Origin of the sequence: Micromonospora sp. BL4 (genome assembly GCF_003667505.1) — a bacterium.
GTDB lineage: Bacteria > Actinomycetota > Actinomycetes > Mycobacteriales > Micromonosporaceae > Micromonospora.
The window spans coordinates 20,909-37,355 of the sequence record NZ_RCVJ01000097.1; the positions used below are offsets into that span (position 1 = coordinate 20,909).

14 protein-coding genes are annotated in these 16,447 nt (G+C 74.0%); 10 read left to right on the plus strand and 4 right to left on the minus strand.

All coding sequences use genetic code 11. The features are described from left to right. Positions 1-30 precede the first annotated feature (30 nt). Positions 31-951, plus strand: coding sequence for a phosphatidylglycerol lysyltransferase domain-containing protein (locus EAD89_RS09230; RefSeq protein ID WP_233578427.1), 921 nt, complete (start codon positions 31-33; stop codon positions 949-951). Here the strand turns inward: EAD89_RS09230 and EAD89_RS09235 are convergent. Next, positions 836-2,131, minus strand: a complete 1,296-nt coding sequence (locus tag EAD89_RS09235; protein ID WP_121675427.1) for a glycosyltransferase — start codon at positions 2,129-2,131, stop codon at positions 836-838. The two genes, EAD89_RS09230 and EAD89_RS09235, sit on opposite strands and share 116 nt — an antisense overlap. A 101-nt stretch (positions 2,132-2,232) precedes the next feature. Between EAD89_RS09235 and EAD89_RS09240 the strand changes: the two genes are divergently transcribed. Further along, the gene (locus tag EAD89_RS09240; protein WP_147458782.1) at positions 2,233-2,697 is read left to right on the plus strand and encodes an N-acetyltransferase; all 465 of its coding nucleotides are present in this window, start codon (positions 2,233-2,235) and stop codon (positions 2,695-2,697) included. A gap of 108 nt (positions 2,698-2,805) precedes the next feature. Next, positions 2,806-3,948: a polysaccharide pyruvyl transferase family protein gene (locus tag EAD89_RS09245; protein WP_121655829.1), complete on the plus strand. Its 1,143-nt coding sequence runs from the start codon at positions 2,806-2,808 to the stop codon at positions 3,946-3,948. Positions 3,949-3,955: 7 nt separating this feature from the next. Here EAD89_RS09245 and EAD89_RS09250 read toward each other — a convergent pair whose 3' ends face one another. Then, positions 3,956-4,162 (minus strand): hypothetical protein, encoded by a 207-nt coding sequence (locus EAD89_RS09250; RefSeq protein WP_121655828.1) that lies wholly within the window; start codon positions 4,160-4,162, stop codon positions 3,956-3,958. Positions 4,163-4,247: 85 nt separating this feature from the next. After that, a complete protein-coding gene (locus tag EAD89_RS09255) occupies positions 4,248-5,120 on the minus strand; it encodes a carbohydrate kinase family protein (protein ID WP_121675429.1) in 873 nt (290 codons plus the stop codon). 87 nt (positions 5,121-5,207) lie between these two features. Here EAD89_RS09255 and EAD89_RS09260 point away from each other — a divergent pair, with 87 nt between their 5' ends. Beyond that, the gene (locus EAD89_RS09260; protein ID WP_121675430.1) at positions 5,208-8,525 is read left to right on the plus strand and encodes a DEAD/DEAH box helicase; all 3,318 of its coding nucleotides are present in this window, start codon (positions 5,208-5,210) and stop codon (positions 8,523-8,525) included. Then, complete coding sequence (locus EAD89_RS09265; protein ID WP_121675431.1) at positions 8,522-9,454, plus strand: SWIM zinc finger family protein; 933 nt, start codon at positions 8,522-8,524, stop codon at positions 9,452-9,454. The genes EAD89_RS09260 and EAD89_RS09265 overlap by 4 nt, the downstream gene beginning before the upstream one ends. Before the next feature lie 4 nt (positions 9,455-9,458). Here EAD89_RS09265 and EAD89_RS09270 read toward each other — a convergent pair whose 3' ends face one another. After that, the gene (locus tag EAD89_RS09270) at positions 9,459-9,716 is read right to left on the minus strand and encodes a DUF3040 domain-containing protein (RefSeq protein ID WP_074313327.1); all 258 of its coding nucleotides are present in this window, start codon (positions 9,714-9,716) and stop codon (positions 9,459-9,461) included. Between the two features lie 431 nt (positions 9,717-10,147). On the opposite strand from EAD89_RS09270, the gene EAD89_RS09275 reads away from it, so the two are divergent. The 5 genes from EAD89_RS09275 to EAD89_RS09295 are packed head-to-tail and all read left to right on the plus strand — an operon-like array spanning position 10,148 to position 16,412. Further along, positions 10,148-12,229 (plus strand): DUF1800 domain-containing protein, encoded by a 2,082-nt coding sequence (locus EAD89_RS09275; protein ID WP_121655978.1) that lies wholly within the window; start codon positions 10,148-10,150, stop codon positions 12,227-12,229. A 20-nt stretch (positions 12,230-12,249) separates the two neighbouring features. Continuing rightward, positions 12,250-13,620, plus strand: a complete 1,371-nt coding sequence (locus EAD89_RS09280) for a DUF1501 domain-containing protein (protein ID WP_233578401.1) — start codon at positions 12,250-12,252, stop codon at positions 13,618-13,620. Further along, on the plus strand, positions 13,617-15,035 hold the full coding sequence (locus tag EAD89_RS09285; protein WP_121655976.1) for a ferric reductase-like transmembrane domain-containing protein: 1,419 nt from the start codon (positions 13,617-13,619) through the stop codon (positions 15,033-15,035). The genes EAD89_RS09280 and EAD89_RS09285 overlap by 4 nt, the downstream gene beginning before the upstream one ends. Before the next feature lie 11 nt (positions 15,036-15,046). Then, complete coding sequence (locus EAD89_RS09290; protein ID WP_121675433.1) at positions 15,047-15,640, plus strand: FMN-binding protein; 594 nt, start codon at positions 15,047-15,049, stop codon at positions 15,638-15,640. A gap of 49 nt (positions 15,641-15,689) precedes the next feature. Next, positions 15,690-16,412, plus strand: a complete 723-nt coding sequence (locus tag EAD89_RS09295) for an FAD:protein FMN transferase (protein ID WP_121675435.1) — start codon at positions 15,690-15,692, stop codon at positions 16,410-16,412. The last annotated feature ends 35 nt before the right edge of the window (positions 16,413-16,447 follow it).

A 16,447-nucleotide genomic window follows, 5' to 3' on the forward strand; every position in this document is an offset into this window, starting at 1 on the left:
GACGAGCAACTGCGCCGGGTACGGGCGATCCTGGCCGCCGACACCGACCGGGAGCCGGACTCCGCGCTCGCGCTCCTCGGCGACAAGCGGTTCCACTTCTCGCCGTCCGGGGCCAGCTTCCTGATGTACGGGGTGTGCGGCCGCTCCTGGATCGCGTTCGGGCCGCCGGTCGGGTCGGCCGCCGAGCGGTACGGGTTGCTGGCCGACTTCTGCGCGACCGCCCGGCGGGCCGGCCGCCGCCCGGCGGTGTACCACGTCGGCGACTCGCTGCTGCCCGAGCTGCGCCGGCTGGGTCTCGCCGTGCATCCGGTGGGGGAGTCGGCGAGCGTGCCGCTGGCCGACTTCGCCCTGACCGGGCCGGCGCGGGGGGCGCTGCGCCGCAACTGGCGGCGGCTGGCCCAGCGCGACGATCTGTCGTTCGCGGTGCTGCCCGGCGCGGGCCTGGTCGACGAGCTGCGCCCCGTCTCGGACGCCTGGCTGGCCGGGCGACCGGACATGTCGTTCTCCCTGGGCGGGTTCGTGCCCGGCCACCTGGCCCGGCTGCCGATCGCGGTGCTGCGACAGCGCGGACGGGCGGTGGCCTTCGCCGCGCTGCTGCCGACGCCGCACCGGTGGGGCGTGGACCTGCTGCGGTACCACCCGGACGCGCCACCCACGGTGATGGACCATCTCCTGGTCGAGGTGCTGCACGCGGCGCGGGACCGGGGCCTGACCAGCGTCGAGCTGGGGCTGGCCCCGCTGTCCGGGCTGACCGGCGCGGACCCGCTGTGCCGGTTGGGCCGGGCGGTGTACGCGCACGGCGAGCGCTGGTACCGATTCCGGGGGCTGCGCCGGTTCAAGGCGAAGTTCGCGCCCGTCTGGTCGCCGCGTCACCTCGCCGCGCCTCGGGGATGGCAGCTCCCGCTGGTGCTGGCCCAGGTGGGTCGGCTGTCGTCGCGTCCGCTGCGCTGACCGGCCGCAGCGTCGCATACAGGGTGGTCAGCTCGGCCAGGTAACGCGGCCCGGACCAGGCCGCCACCGCCGCCCGGCCGTCCCGGACCACCGACGCGCGAAGCTCCGGCTCGGTCAGCAGTCGGGTCAGCAGCGCCCCGAACGCCGCCGCCGTGGGCTCGGCGACCGGTCGGGTGGTGGCGGCGCCGGGCCGCTCGGCCAGTGCCGCGTCCACCATGGCCACGGGCAGTCCGTACGCCTCGGCCTCGCAGAGCGTCAACCCCTGAGTGTCGGTTGTGGACGCGAACGCGAGCACGTCCGCCGCCCGGTAGTGCGCGCCCACCCGGTCGTGCCGCACCGGGCGCAGCAGGTGCAGCGCGTCAGCCACGCCGAGCCGCCGGGCCGCCCGGCGGACCGCGATCCGGTGTCGCCGCGCCCCGAGAAGCACCAGCCGTGCCGCCGGCAGGTCGCGCCGGACCCGGGCGAACGCGGCCAACAGCAGGTCCGGATTCTTCTCCGGCGTGGTGCGGCCCACCGCGAGCACCACCGGCGCGTCCGCCGCGATGCCCAGCCGGGCCCGCAGCCGCCGCCGGTCGTCGGCGTCGACACCCGGCGCGGCGACCGGGGTCGGCAGCACCACGATCGGGGTCCGCCCGGCCATCGGGGCCATCAGCGCCGCCGTCTTGGCCGACGGGGTGACCAGCACGCTGGTGTGCGCCAGCAGGCACCGCCCGAGCTCCGCCAGCCGCGCCTGCCGGGCCGGGCCGGGGCGGGCCAGCGCCCACAGGTCCCGGACCCCCCAGCGCAGACCCAGCCGCAGGCCGGCGTACGCGGCGCCGATCGGCACCTCGGGGTAGTGCGCCGCGTACGCCACCAGGTCGGTGTGCCAGGTGAGCACCGCGGGCACGCCCTGCTCGGCGGCCCAGCGCAGCCCGGCGACGCCGAGCGGGCCGGTGGTGTGGACGTGCACCACGTCGGCCGGTGCGTCCGGCGGCCGGGGCGGCGCCAGTCGGTACGGCCGGGTCGGCACCGGCAGCGAGGGCACCTCACCCGGCTGGCGGCGCCGGCGGGACAGCGGGCCGGGGCAGTGCAGGACGACCCGGTGGTCGGTGGCGCGCAGCAGTGCCACGGTGGTGCCGACCGAGGTGGCGACCCCCTCCGGGTTGGCGAGGTGGCTGTCGCTGACGTGGGCGATCCGCACCCTGCCATCATTGCCGGGCCGCGCTCGTCGGGTCGCCCCGTCGGGCTCGCGCGGGAGGACACCGGTGAGAGGGGGAGACAGTGGAGTTGACGCTGGCGCCGATGACCGAGCAGGAGCTGGATCGGCTGCGCGGACCGCTGGAGCGGGAGTACGCCGAGGATCTGGTGGCGCACCGGGGCCTGACCCCGGAGGCGGCCCGGGAGCGGTCGGCGAGCCAGATGCGGGAGCTGCTGCCGGCGGGCGCGGCCACCGAGGGCGTGCTGCTGCGGATGGCCCGGGTCGACGACGCCGAGGTCGGCTGGATCTGGGTGACCCTGCCCGGGGCCGGCGCGCCCGACACGCTGCGGGCCTGGATTCACAACATCGAGGTGCACCCGGAGCACCGGGGCCGGGGGCACGCGCGTCGGATGATCCAGCTCATGGAGGCGGAACTGGCCCGTCTCGGCGTACCCGAGCTGGGGTTGAACGTCTTCGGCACGAACACCGTGGCGATCGGGCTCTACCGCAGCCTGGATTTCGAGGTCACCTCACAGCAGATGGCCAAGCGGATCGACCCGGCGGGCTGATTACGCGCGCTCGCCTCAGCCTCCTCGCTCGCCTCAGTCTCCTCGGCAGGACTGTTCACCAGCCCAGCGGGAACCCGCCGGCGGACCGCACCCGGGGAGGAGCGACGGATGACGCATGGTGCCGGACTGACCATTGGTGTGCTCGGCTCGTACGGTGGCCGGAACCTCGGCGACGAGGCGATCCTCACCGGCCTCCTCGCGGATCTGCGCAAGCAGGAGCCGAACGCCCGCATCATCGTCTTCTCCCGTCACCCCGAGCACACCCGCGTCGCCCACCCCGACGTGGAGGCGGTGCCCTGGGAGGGCGTCAGCCGCACCGACTCCGCGCTGGTCCTGGCCCAGCTCGACCTGCTCATCCTGGGCGGCGGAGGGATCCTCTACGACCGGGAGGCCCGCCGCTACCTGCGGGTGGTCCGGGTCGCCCAGGAGCGCGGCCTGCCCCTGATCACGTACGCGGTGGGAGTCGGGCCGCTCAGCGACGCGGTGGACACCGGGATGGTCCGGGAGACGCTCGCCAGCGCGGTGCAGGTGACCGTCCGCGACCAGGAGTCCCGGATGGTGCTGGAGGAGGCGGGGCTGCTCAACCCGATCACGGTCACCGCCGACCCGGCGTTCCTGTTGCAGCCGGAGGAGTTCCCGGTCGAGCTGCTGCGCGAGGAGGGCGTGCCGGCCGGCACGCGGCTGGTCGGGATCAGCGTGCGGGAGCCCGGACGGGCCGCCGAGCGGCTCGACGTGGACGGCTACCACCGGCTGCTGGCCCAGATCGGTGACTTCCTGGTGAACCGGATCGACGCGTACGTGCTGTTCGTGCCGATGGAACGCGACGACATCCGGCACGCCCACGGGGTGCTGTCCCACATGATCGCCGCCGAGCGGGGGCGGATCCTGCACGGCACCTACTCGCCGCAGCAGGTCCTCGGGCTGATGCGCCACTTCGACCTGGCCGTGGGCATGCGCCTGCACTTCCTGATCTTCGCGGCGATGGTCGGCACCCCGTTCCTGCCGCTGCCGTACGCCGGCAAGGTCTTCGACCTGGCCCAGCGGCTCGGCGTGCCGGCGCTGCGCGGTGTGGAGCGGGAGGTCGAGGGGCCACTGCTGGCCGAGGTCGACCGGCTCTGGGACGAGCGGGAGCAGCGCGCCGAGGCCACCGCCCGGAGGGTTGCCGAGGTCTGCGAGCAGGCCCGGGGCACCTCCGAGGTCACCCGTGGTGTGCTGGACAGCCTCCGTAGCCAGACCCTCACCCGGGTCTGAGCGAACGTCACACCGCCGGGCCGGTCCACCGGTAGCGCCACTCGCGGGCGTCTTCGCCGGCGGACTCCAGCTCGTAGATCTGCGCCCCGGCCAGCCCACCGGACCCGAGGTGGTGGTGGGTCAGTGGGGGACGGCCGTTGCTGTCCAGCTCGACGGTGACACTCTGCCCGTCCGCCGCGCCGCCGACGAGGAGGATCTGCACGGATGAAGCCATGCGCCCATCCTGCCCGCCGCGCCCGCCGCCCGCAGCGGATAGCGGGGCAGCGGGCCGGCCGACGCGTCGCCGGGGTTGTACGCCGTCAACTGGCCGGCAGCAGGCCCGGCGGGTACTCCATGCCGTCGTGCGTGCAGGCAGCCGCGGCGACCCGGGCCGCGTACCGGGCCGCCTCCGCCAGCGACTCGCCGCGCAATCGCCCGGCGATGAGCCCGGCCGCGAACGCGTCGCCCGCCCCGTTGCTGTCCACCACCGGCCCCGGCGGGGCGGCGGGCGGCACCGGCACGGCCGTGCCGTCGCCCGGGTACAGCTCGCTGCCGTCCGCGCCCCGGGTCACCACGACGGTCCGGGGCGCCAGCGTGCCGGCGAGCGCCGCGGCCCGGTCGGCCAGCCGCACCCCGCTGACCAGGACCAGGTCGGCGATGTCGGCGAACGGCCGGTGGTAGGGGTTCGCGCCGTCCCAGTCGTGCAGGTCGGTGGAGAGCGCCACGCCCGCCGGCAGGGCCGCACGCACGGCGGGTAGCAGCGGCAGGGTCCAGTCCATGATCGAAATGTGGACGTGCCGGGCATCGCGGACCAGCCCGGCCAGCTCCGTCGGCGCGAACGGCGTTCCGCCTCGCCAGGGGCGGGGGTCGTACAGCGAGGTGCGTCGCCCGCCCGGGTCCACCAGGCTCACCGACCGTCGGGTGCCGCCAGGGTCCTCGGCCAGCACCGCCGGCACGCCGGCCCGGGCCAGCGCCATCCGGACCAGATCGCCGGGCACGTCCGCCCCGAGGGTGTCGACCACCCGTACCCGAAGGCCGAGCGCCCGGCCGGCCAGCGCCACCCCGGCGCCGGTGTTGCCGATCCGCAGCTCGATCGGCTCGACGGTGTGCGAGTCGGCGGCCGGTAGCGGCAGCGCGGGCACCCGGACCCGCACATCCACCCCGAGTCCGCCGATCACCAGGAGGTCGACCATGGCCGCGAGGCTAGCCGACCGAGGCTGACCGGTGCGTCGCATCGGGGCCGCCTATCCTGGGCGCGGGCGGGCGACGAGGGGGAACACGTGCTGGTCATCCACGGGCTGTGGCTGCCCGTCGACGGCTTGTCCGGTGGCCTCGCCGTCTGGGCCGAGGACAGCGCCGTCCCGACCGCGGCCGCCCCGCGCGCCGGCCGGCCGCCCCGGGAACGGCCGCACCCCTTCGCCGCCGGGCACGCCGACCTGGCCGCGGCCCTCGCCGACGCCGCCGAGCCGGCCCGCCCGGACACCGCGCTGCTCACCCTGCCCACCCTCGCGGGCGCGCCCACCGACTCACCCGAGCTGATTCGGACCGACGTCGCACCCCCGGCCCGCGGCCGGCTCACCCTGGCCGGGTGGCGGGTCCCCGTGCTGGTGTACGCCCCGGACGACGCCCTGCCCCTGCTGCGCGCGCTGGACGAACTCCCGGCGGTGCCCGGGGCGACGCTGCGCCATTTCGCGGAGTTGGCCGACTTCGCCGCCGACCTGGTGGCCCGGGGGCGTGTCCTTCCCGGCGTCGGCGCGACGGCGGGCACGGACACACCCGGCGCCGTCGTGACCGGGCCGGCGACCGGATCGCCCTCGGCGACCGCCGCAGGCCCGGTGACCGCGTTCGCCGTCTGGCGACCGCTGCTGACCGGCACCGACGCCGGCTGGGCGCGATCGTTGGCGCTGGCCCTGCCGCCCGCCGCCCGAGGCGTCGCCGTCGCGCCCGCCGCCTCTGCCACGCCCGCCGCCTCTGCCACGCCCGCCGCCTCTGCCTCGCCCACCGCCTCTGCCGCGCCGGACGACACCGAGTTGACGGCCGGTGCGCTGGTCGCGGACGCGCTCGACGCGCTGACCGACGCCGCCGCGCGGGCCGCGCTCGCGACCACCACGCTGGCCCGGGGGCTGCGGCCGGGCGGACCCGCGCTGGCCTGGTTGGCGGCGTTGGCCGGTCCTCGCCGGGACTTCACCGTCGATCCGGCGGCGTTGGCCACGCTCCGCGCCGAACTGGACGCCTGGCAGCGCGACGCCGCCGGCGGACCGGTCCGGGCCAGCTTCCGCCTGGTGGAACCGGCCCCCGACGAGGTCACCGAACCGATCCTGGCGACCCGTCCCGCGCCGGCCGGCACCGTGCCGCCCGCGGTCGACCCGACCGACCCCGACTCGGCCGAGGGCGGCCTCGTCGGCGCCGAGCCGATCGAGGGTGGCCCGGTCGGGGGTGGGCGGTGGCGGTTGGAGTTCGGGTTGCAGGCAGCCGACGAGCCCGGCCTGCACGTCGACGCCGGACAGGTCTGGCGGGCGCCGCAGACGCTCGGCGGGCTGGCCGGTCGTACGGCCAGCCCGCAGGAGAGCCTGCTGGCCGAGCTGGGCCGGGCGAGCCGGCTCTGGCCGGACCTCGACGCCGCGCTGCGCACCGCCGCACCTGAGGCGATGGAGCTGGACGTCGAGGGAGCGCACCGCTTCCTGAGCGAGGGCGCCCCGGTCCTGCACGCCGCCGGCTTCGGGGTGCTGCTGCCCTCCTGGTGGCAGCGCCCGTCGGCGCGGATCGGCGCCCGGCTGCGCGCCCGCAGCCGCACCGCACCGGGCACGGTGGCCGGCGCCGACGCCGGAGTGGGGCTGGACGCCCTGGTCGACTACCGCTGGGAGGTGGCGCTCGGCGACCAGCCGCTGTCCGCCGAGGAGCTGGCCGCGCTGGCCGAGATGAAGACTCCTCTGGTGCGCCTGCGCGGCCGGTGGGTGGAGCTGGACCCCGGGCGGCTCGCCGCCGGGCTGCGCCTGCTCCGCTCGGCCGGCGAGCTGACCGTCGCCGACCTGCTCCGCCTCGGGCTGGCCGACGGCGAGGACACCGGAGCGCTGCCGGTGCTGGAGGTGACCGCGGACGGGGCGCTGGGGGACCTGCTCGCCGGCGCGGTCGAGCGACGGCTCACCCCGCTGGACCCGCCGCCGGGCTTCCAGGGCACGCTGCGGCCGTACCAGCGGCGTGGGTTGGCCTGGCTGGCGTTCCTGCGGTCTCTCGGTCTGGGCGGCGTGCTGGCCGACGACATGGGCCTGGGCAAGACCGTGCAGCTGCTCGCGCTGCTGGCCGGGGACCCGCCGGACGCCGGACCGACCCTGCTGGTCTGCCCGATGTCCCTGGTCGGCAACTGGCAGCGGGAGGCGGCGCGGTTCACCCCGGGCCTGCGGGTGCACGTACACCACGGGGCGGAGCGGGCCCGGGGGTCGGAGTTCACGACGGCCGCGCACGGCGCGGACCTGGTCCTCACCACCTACTCGGTGGCCGCCCGCGACGCCGTCGACCTGGCCGGCATCGACTGGCACCGGGTCGTGGTGGACGAGGCGCAGGCGATCAAGAACGCCTCGACCCGGCAGGCCGAGGCCGTCCGTGCGCTGCCCGCCCGGCAGCGGGTCGCGGTGACCGGCACGCCGGTGGAGAACCGGCTCGCCGACCTCTGGTCGATCATGCAGTTCGCCAACCCCGGTCTGCTCGGCCCGGCCGCGACGTTCCGCAAGCGGTTCGCCGAGCCGATCGAGCGGCACGGCGACGCCGAGGCCGCCGAGCGGCTGCGCCGGATCACCGGCCCGTTCGTGCTGCGCCGTCTCAAGACCGACTCGTCGATCATCTCCGACCTGCCGGAGAAGCTGGAGATGGAGGTGCTCTGCAACCTCACCGCCGAGCAGGCCGCCCTGTACCGGGTGGTGGTCGACGACATGCTCGCCCGGATCGAGTCCAGCGACGGCATCGAACGGCGCGGGCTGGTGCTGGCCACCATGACCCGCCTGAAGCAGGTCTGCAACCACCCCGCCCAGCTGCTGCGGGACGGTTCGCCGCTGGAGGGCCGGTCCGGCAAGCTGGCCCGGCTCACCGAGATCCTGGAAGAGGTGCTCGCGGCGGGGGAGCGGGCGCTGCTGTTCACCCAGTACGCCGAGTTCGGCGCGATGCTGCGCGGCCATCTTTCGGCGCGGTTCGGCCGGGAGGTGCTGTTCCTGCACGGTGGGCTCGGCAAGGCCGAGCGGGACGCCATGGTGCAGCGCTTCCAGTCGGCGGACGGTCCACCGCTGTTCGTGCTCTCGCTCAAGGCCGGCGGTACCGGGCTCACCCTGACCGCCGCCAACCATGTCGTACACGTGGACCGGTGGTGGAACCCGGCGGTGGAGGACCAGGCCACCGACCGGGCGTTCCGGATCGGGCAGCGGCGGCGGGTGCAGGTCCGCAAGTTCGTCTGCGCCGGCACGGTGGAGGAGAAGGTCGCCGCGCTGATCGCCGACAAGCGCAGCCTCGCCGAGCGGGTGGTCGGCACCGGCGAGCAGTGGATCACCGAGCTGTCCACCGGGCAGTTGCGCGAGCTGTTCGCCCTGGAGGCCGGAGCGGTGGTGGAGTGAGCACCGACCGGTTCGCCGACTACGGCCGCCCCCGCCGCGTCGACGGCGGCCTGCGGGCGCGCAGCGCCCGGGGTGCGATCGGCCGGTCGTGGTGGTCCCGACGCTTCCTGGAGGTGTTGGAGTCGTTCGCGCTCGGCACCCGGCTGACCCGCGGCCGTTCGTACGCGCGAGCCGGCCAGGTGCTCTCGCTCGACGTCGCGCCCGGGCTGGTCAGTGCCGTGGTGCAGGGCTCCCGGCCGAAGCCGTACCAGGTGTCCATCGCGCTGCGCCCGTTCCCGGCCGCGCTCTGGTCCCGGATCGAGGAGGAGTTGGCCGGGCAGGCGTTCTTCAGCGCCCGCCTGCTCGCCGGGGACCTTCCCGACGAGCTGGAGGAGCTGTTCGTCGCCGCCGGCGCACCGCTCTTTCCGGCCGGGGTGCAGGAGCTGACCCAGCGGTGCAGCTGCCCCGATTTCGCGGTGCCCTGCAAGCACCTCGCGGCCACCTTCTACCTGCTGGCCGAGGCGTTCGACGCGGACCCGTTCGAGCTGCTGCACTGGCGCGGTCGGGCTCGCGCGGAACTGCTGGAGCGGCTCCGGGCCCGACGCGCCGAGGCCACCGGTACGGAGTTGCCAGCCGAACCGATCACCACCGCGCCCGCCGACACGGACGACGAGTCCACCTCGGACAGTTCAAGGTCCCTTGTGGATGTCTCGGTGCCGGCGGCTGGCGCGGCCCGGGCGCTCGCCGGACTGTCGGCGACCCCGCTGGTGGAGGCGGTGGACCGGTTCTGGCTGCCGCCGGTGCCGTTGCCCGACCGGCCGCCCCGATTGGCGACCGGGCCGGATCTGCTGCTGCGCCAGCTCGGCCCGCCGGCGCCGGCCATCGGCGGGCCGGGACTGCTCGAACGACTGCGCCGGGCGTACCGGACGTTCGGCCCGGCCGACCGGTGAGCGGTCATGTCCAGCGGCGTCGGAACCGCCACATGATCGCGGCGTTCGCCACCAGCACCACCGCGCAGATCGCACCGGCCAGCCGGCCGGCGAACACGGTCATCGCCGGCAGCGACGCCCACAGCACGATGGTCAACAACATCAGGTAACGGCCCCTGCGGGCCCGGACCCGATGGTCCAGCCGGTTGAAGAAAGCCGGGTCGCTCTCCCGGAGCTGACGGGTGATCTGGTCGAACCTGCGCTGATCCTCTTTGCTGAGCATGGCGCTGCCTTCCCCTCACGCGTTCAGCGGTTCGGCGGCATACCCGCTGCGGCGGCGGCTCACGCTCACCCGTCGCTGCTACTTTTCCTCCGCGTGAGAGCACCTCACGTCCGGCTTATCCGCACCTTAAGTTTGCCTGTGGCGGTGAACGGCGCGGAAAGTGTCGCGTACGGCGGCGGGGCCCGATCCGTGCCCGGCTGGCGCGCGTCGGCCCTGCTGGGAAGGTCCGACCCGGGCCGCGGTGCGTGGCCTGCGGCCGATGCGGCGCTGAGCGGTGTCTTAAGTGCCCTCACGAGGGCGTTCAACCTGTCTTGAAGGCACCTGAGGGCTTGGTTACCTTGCCGTAGCAACCCCCTCAGGCAACAGTCGCCGCACCTGCCGCACCTGCCCGGTCGCAGCTTTCGGCGCTCTTCAGAAATCGGGATTGGTACATGGCCGACCAGAATGTGCCACCACGTCGACCGCGGGACGACCGCGGTTGGGACGGACGCCAACACCACACCTCGGACGGGTACGGCGACCCCAACGCGTCCGCCCCGTACGGGTACGACTCGCCCCACCCCTTCCAGGGCGGCTACCCGGGCCCGGCCGACCCTCGTGAGCAGTACGCCGACGGCTACGCCGGACAGCCCACCCCGCGCGGACCGCAGTGGGTCGGCCCGGAGGGCCTCGGCCGTCCGGCCCTGGCCCGCCCGGCCGGCACCGGACTGCCCACTCTGGACGATGACGACGAGCCGGGGCGCAAGGTGGGTCGCCGCAAGGCCATGGTCGCGCTCGGCGGCACCGCCGCCGTCGTCGCCGGTGGCGCGGCCCTCGCCATGACCCCGCAGTTCCGCGGCCTCTTCGGTGACGACGCGGTGGCCGACGCCACCGGCAGCACCGTCACCGACGGCACCGCGGCCCGGCCCAGCGGCCAGCAGCCCAGCACGGTGCGCACCTACACCGAGCAGAACGAGAGCTACATGGGCTCCCGGGCCGGTGAGGCGCTGAAGAAGAACGCGCCCTCCGGTGGCCGGACGTTCTCCGGCCCGGCTGCCGCCGCGGCGGAGACCAAGGTGACCGTCAAGACGGTGCTGGCCAAGGACCCGATCCTGCACCTGGCCCGACGGGCCACCTTCGGGGCGACGCCCGCGGTGGTCGCCGACATCAAGAAGTTGGGCATCGACGGCTGGATCCGCGCCCAGCTCGACCCGGACAAGATCGAGCCGAGCAAGGCCGAGCTGAAGCTCGCCGAGCTGCCCACGCAGAAGCTCTCGGTGCAGCAGCTGCGCGACCAGCGGGACAAGCTCAACGAGCAGGGCGCCCAGCCCGAGCGGGAGATGATCGACGCCACCCTCGCCCGGCAGATCTGGTCGAAGCGCCAGCTGTTCGAGGTGATGGTCGACTTCTGGAACGACTTCCTGCACGTCGCCGCGGAGTTCGACGGCGGCGAGGTGTACCGCAACTCGTTCGACAAGGACGTGGTGCGGGCGCACGCGCTGGGCAGCTACCCGGAGATGCTGGTCGCCGCGAACAAGCACCCCGCGCTGCTGATCTACCTGAACCAGAAGGACTCCCGCAAGGACGCGATCAACGAGAACCTCGCCCGGGAGAACCTGGAGCTCTACTCGGTCGGCGTGGACGGCGGCTACAAGGAGCCGGACGTGCGCCAGGCCGCCATGCTCCAGACCGGCCGCGGCGTCGAGGACGGCAAGTACGTCTTCAAGCCCGAGCAGCACTACGTCGGCAAGGTGAAGATCCTCGGCTTCACGCACGCCAACAACTCGGCCGACCCGAAGAAGGCCGAAGCGGCGATCGACAAGTACATCACCTACATCGCGCTGCACCCGTCGACCGCGAAGTACGTGGCGCAGAGCCTGGCGACGAGGTTCGTCTCGGACACGCCGCCGAAGTCCCTCGTGGACCGGCTGGCCAAGACGTACACCACCAACAACGGCATGATCAAGCCGGTGTTGATGGCCCTGTTCAGCTCCTCGGAGTTCTGGGCGGCGGTCGGCCAGAAGGTACGCCGGCCGATGGAGTACCTGGTGTCCACGTACCGCGTCCTGGGTGTCTCGCCGGACCCGTCGTCGAAGAACGACAACGGCGACAACAAGCGGACCCCGTTCGCCCGCGGCCTGCGGCAGATCCAGGACAAGCTGCGCGAGCTGGGCCAGTACCCGATGGGCCAGCCCACCCCGGACGGCTACCCGGACGTCTACGTCGCCTGGACCTCGGCCGGCACCATGGTCAACGGCTGGAACGAGGCCGGCGAGATCCTGGCCGGCTACCGCACCACCTTCACGCACACGGCGCCGGAGAAGCTGGTCGCGAATCCGCCGTCCACCGCGGGGGCGTACGTGGACGCGCTGGCAAAGCGACTGGTGAACCAGAAGCTGAGCACCCGGGAGAGGAACCTGATCCTCGGTGTGGCCGGCGTTTCGGCGAGCGCCAAGGTCGATGCCACGTTCAACGGGGCCATCACCGCCGTCGCGCGGGCGATCCTCGCGTCCCCCCAGCACCACCTCCGGTGAGGCACCCGATGGAGAAGACTGTGTACAACTCTTTCCCCCTGCACCCCGAATGCCCCGACCTGCGGCGGCTGGCCGACAACCCGGCCGAGGCGCTGCTGCGGGCGGAGGCCGACCTCGTCGCCGCCGAGAACGCCGCCGAGGCCGACCGCTACCGCACCCTGGAGGACCTGGAGGAGGCTCAGCAGGACGGTCGTGGTGTCACCCGACGGACGTTCGTCGCCGGCGCCGCGGCCACCGCCACCGCGCTGGCCACCGCCCAGTTCGTCACCACCTCGGCGTCGTTCGCGGCGACCAAGACCGGCACCCTGATCCATGTCTTCCTCTACGGCGGGCTGGACGGGCTGAGCCTGGTCGCGCCGGACGGCGACCCGGTGCTCGCCAAGGCCCGCCCCGACCTGCTGCTCGGCAACGACTCGCTGGCCCTGGGCCGTGGCTTCAAGCTGACCAGCGCGTTCAAGCCGCTGGAGCAGTGGCTCAAGGCCGGCCAGTTGGGCTTCATCCCGGCGGTCTCCGACGAGCGGCTGTCCCGCAGCCACTTCCAGGCCGCCGACGCCTGCAATCTGGGCGGGCTGCCCAACGAGACCGGCGGCCGGGGTTGGCTCGACGGTCTGGTCGACAACCTGGGCAAGGGCACCGCGTTCCGCAGCGTCGGCGTCGGCAGCACGCTGCCCCGCTCGCTGGTCGGCAACAACGGCGCGCTCTCGCTGAACAGCGTCGGCTCGCTGCGGCTCAACGGTGACGACCGGTTCCGCGCCGCCACCGAGAAGGCCATCAAGGGGCTCTTCACCGGGATCAACCACCCGGTCGAGGAGGCCGTGCAGGAGGGCATGGGCGCGCTGGCCACCGCGCAGAAGCTCGCCGCCAAGCCGTACCAGCCCGCCGAGGGCGTCAAGTACGAGGGCGTCGGCAACGCGTTCCAGCAGCTCGCTCAGCTGATCAAGGGCGGCGCCAACGTGCGGGTCGCCACCGTCGGCATGGGTGGCTACGACACCCACGAGAACCAGGGCACCCGCGAGGGTGGCCAGCTGCACCGCCGGTTGAACGAGCTGGCCAGCGCGATGGCCGCCTTCTTCACCGACCTCGGCCCGAAGGCCGCCGACGTGACGATCATGGTGTCCAGCGAGTTCGGCCGCCGGGTCGGCTCCAACACCGGCGGCACCGACCACGGGCACGGCGGCGTGGTCACCCTGCTGTCCGGCAAGAAGCTGGCCGGCTCGCTGCTCGGAACCTGGAACGGCCTGGACAAGCTGGACTCGGGTGACGTGCCCGAGTACAACAACATGTTCAACGTGTACGGCGCGGTGGCGCAGGGCCGGTTCGGGCTCACCAACGCGGAGGTCGACAAGGTCTTCCCCCGCCAGAAGTACGCCCCGATGAAGCTGTACGCGTGACGTACTCGCACACCCACGCCGCCGGCCGCCGCACCGGGACCACGTCCCGGCACGGCGGCCGGTCGGCTGCGCCCGTACCCCCGCAGGTCCCGGCCCGACGCGGACCCGGCGGCCGGCGGCTGCTGGCCGCGCTGCTCCTGGTCGGCCTGCTCGCCAGCGTGCTGCCGTGGTGGCTGGGGACCCCCGCCGGGTCGCTGCGGACCACCGCGGCGACCCTGACGGCCGCCGGCCGGATCACCGGCCTGGTCGCCGGTTATCTGCTGCTGGTGCAGGTGCTGCTGATGAGCCGGCTGCCGGTGCTGGAGCGGTGGATCGGCGGTGAGCAACTGGGACGGTGGCACCGCGACATCGGAGCCACCCTGCTGGTCGCCGTGCTGGCGCACCTGTCGCTGATCCTGGTCGGCTACGCGGACCTGCGTAACCAGTCGGTCCTCGCCGAGGTCGGCACGCTGCTCGGCGACTACGAGGACATGCTCTCCGCGTTCGTCGCCACCGGCATCATGATCGTGGTCGGTTTCAGCAGCGTGCGGGCGATCCGGCGGGCGCTGCCCTACGAGCTGTGGCACCTGCTGCACCGGTCGAGCTACCTGGTGCTGCTGCTCGGCTTCGGGCACCAGTTCACCCACGGCGCGCAGCTGTACAAGCCCGGCCCGGTGCGCAGCGGGTGGATCGCCCTCTACCTGCTGGTGGTCGCCGCCCTGCTGTGGGGTCGGGTGATCGCGCCGCTGGCGTTCAACCTGCGGCACCGGCTGCAGGTCGCCGACGTGGTGGCGGAGAGCCCGGACACCGTCTCCATCTACCTCACCGGTGAGCGGCTGGACCGGCTGGAGATGCTCGGCGGGCAGCACTTCCGCTGGCGCTTCCTCACCCGGGGCTGCTGGTGGCAGTCGCACCCGTTCTCCGTGTCCGCCGCGGCCAACGGCCGCTGGCTGCGACTCACCGTGAAGGTGGTCGGCACGCACACCGCCGACCTGCGCGATCTGGACGCCGGCACCCGGGTCTGGGCGCAGGGCCCGTCGGGCACCTTCACCGCCGCGCACCGGGTCCGCGACCGGGCACTGCTGATCGCCGGCGGCAGCGGCATCACGCCGATCCGGGCCATGCTGGAGGAGCTGCCGCCGGGCGCCGCGCTGATCTACCGGGCCCGGACGCCGGCCGACGTGCTGCTCAGCCGGGAGCTGGACTGGCTGGCCCAGGCCCGGGACACCTCGATCTGGTACGTCATCGGCTCCCGCGACGACCCCGGCCCCCGCCAGCTGATGAGCCCGGACGGGCTGCGGCAACTGGTGCCCGACGTGGCCCGGCGGGACGTCTACCTCTGCGGGCCGCCCGGGCTCGTCGAGCAGTCGGTGCGGGCGTTGCGCCGGGCCGGCGTGCCCCGCCGGCAGATCCACCTCGCCACCTTCGAGTTGTAGGAAGGCATCGCATGCGTCGCGCGTTCCTCGCGATCACCGGTCTGGCCGCCAGCACCACCGCGCTGGTGGTGCTCAAGGGCTCGCCGGGCACCACCCCGGTCGCTCAGGACGTGCCGGCCGCCCAACCGGTCAACCCCACCCCGCAGGGTGCGGATCCGAGCGTCGCTCCGGTGACGCCGGGCGGCCCGACCCCGAAGCCGTCAGTGCGGGCCGGCACGTCGTCGTCGCCCAAGCCGAGCAGGAGCACCGCGCGCCCGTCCGGCAACCGCACCACCGCGAAGGCGCCGACCGCGCCGCGGACCACCACCAAGGCGCCGCAGCCGACCACCCGCCGGGTCACCGGGCCGGGCGTCGACAACGAGTACGGGTACGTGCAGGTGCAGATCGTGGTCTCCGGCAACCGGATCGTCGAGGCCGTCTCGCTGTCGCTGCCCAGTGGGGGCGAGTCCGACATCCACAGCGGCGACGTGCGGGCCCGGTACAACGGCACCGGCGGCGAGGTGGTGCAGAAGCAGAGCGCCAACCTGAACACCGTCTCCGGCGCCACCGAGACCAGCAACTCCTACAAGCAGTCGCTGCGGGGCGCGATCGAGCAGGCGTTCTGACGTGCCGACGACGATGACCCGCCCGGGGCTGTGCCGGGTCGAGCACATCATGGGCACGGTGATCACCCTTGATCTCGCCGACGACCTGCCGCCGGCGACCCTGCACGAGCTGGCGGATCAGGTCTTCACCTGGATGCGCGAGGTGGACGCCCGGTTCAGCACGTACCGGGCGGACAGCGAGGTGTGCCGCTTCGACCGGGGCGAGGTGCTGCTCTCCGAGGCGTCGGCGGACCTGCGGTTCGTGCTGGAGGCCTGCGCCGACCTGTGGGGCGCCACCGACGGGTTCTTCGACGCGTACGCGACCGGCCGGCTCGACCCGTCCGGGTTCGTCAAGGGCTGGGCCGCGCAGGTCGCCTCGGACCGGCTGCTCGCCGCCGGCGCGGCCAACCACTGCGTGAACGCCGGCGGCGACGTGCGGGTACGCGGCCACTCCCCGTCGGGGGAGCCGTGGCGGATCGGCATCCGGCACCCGTGGGACGCGATGGCGACCTGCCTGGTGCTCTCCGGGACCGATCTGGCCGTGGCCACCTCCGGTGTCTACGAGCGGGGCCGGCACGTGCTGGACCCGCGCCGGGGCGCGCCGGCCGGTGGGCTGCGCTCGGTGACGGTGGTCGGCGCCGACCTCGGGGTGGCCGACGCGTACGCGACCGCGGCTCTGGCCATGGGCGTCGCCGGCATCGGCTGGTTGGACCGGCTCGCCGGCCACACCCACGCCGTCATCACCGACGACGCCTACCAGATGCACTCCACCGCGCTTCCCCTGACGGACTAGCGGAGGGGGCGGTGGATGCCGGCGACGCCCATGGC

What these genes read in the sequence shown, in the direction of transcription:
- EAD89_RS09240 (WP_147458782.1), top strand. Translation starts at nt 2,233, where the DNA reads ATGACCGAGCAGGAGCTGGATCGGCTGCGCGGACCGCTGGAGCGGGAG.
- EAD89_RS09245 (WP_121655829.1), top strand. Translation starts at nt 2,806, where the DNA reads ATGACGCATGGTGCCGGACTGACCATTGGTGTGCTCGGCTCGTACGGT.
- EAD89_RS09250 (WP_121655828.1), bottom strand. Translation starts at nt 4,162, where the DNA reads ATGGCTTCATCCGTGCAGATCCTCCTCGTCGGCGGCGCGGCGGACGGG.
- EAD89_RS09255 (WP_121675429.1), bottom strand. Translation starts at nt 5,120, where the DNA reads ATGGTCGACCTCCTGGTGATCGGCGGACTCGGGGTGGATGTGCGGGTC.
- EAD89_RS09270 (WP_074313327.1), bottom strand. Translation starts at nt 9,716, where the DNA reads ATGCTCAGCAAAGAGGATCAGCGCAGGTTCGACCAGATCACCCGTCAG.
- EAD89_RS09275 (WP_121655978.1), top strand. Translation starts at nt 10,148, where the DNA reads ATGGCCGACCAGAATGTGCCACCACGTCGACCGCGGGACGACCGCGGT.
- EAD89_RS09290 (WP_121675433.1), top strand. Translation starts at nt 15,047, where the DNA reads ATGCGTCGCGCGTTCCTCGCGATCACCGGTCTGGCCGCCAGCACCACC.
- EAD89_RS09295 (WP_121675435.1), top strand. Translation starts at nt 15,690, where the DNA reads ATGGGCACGGTGATCACCCTTGATCTCGCCGACGACCTGCCGCCGGCG.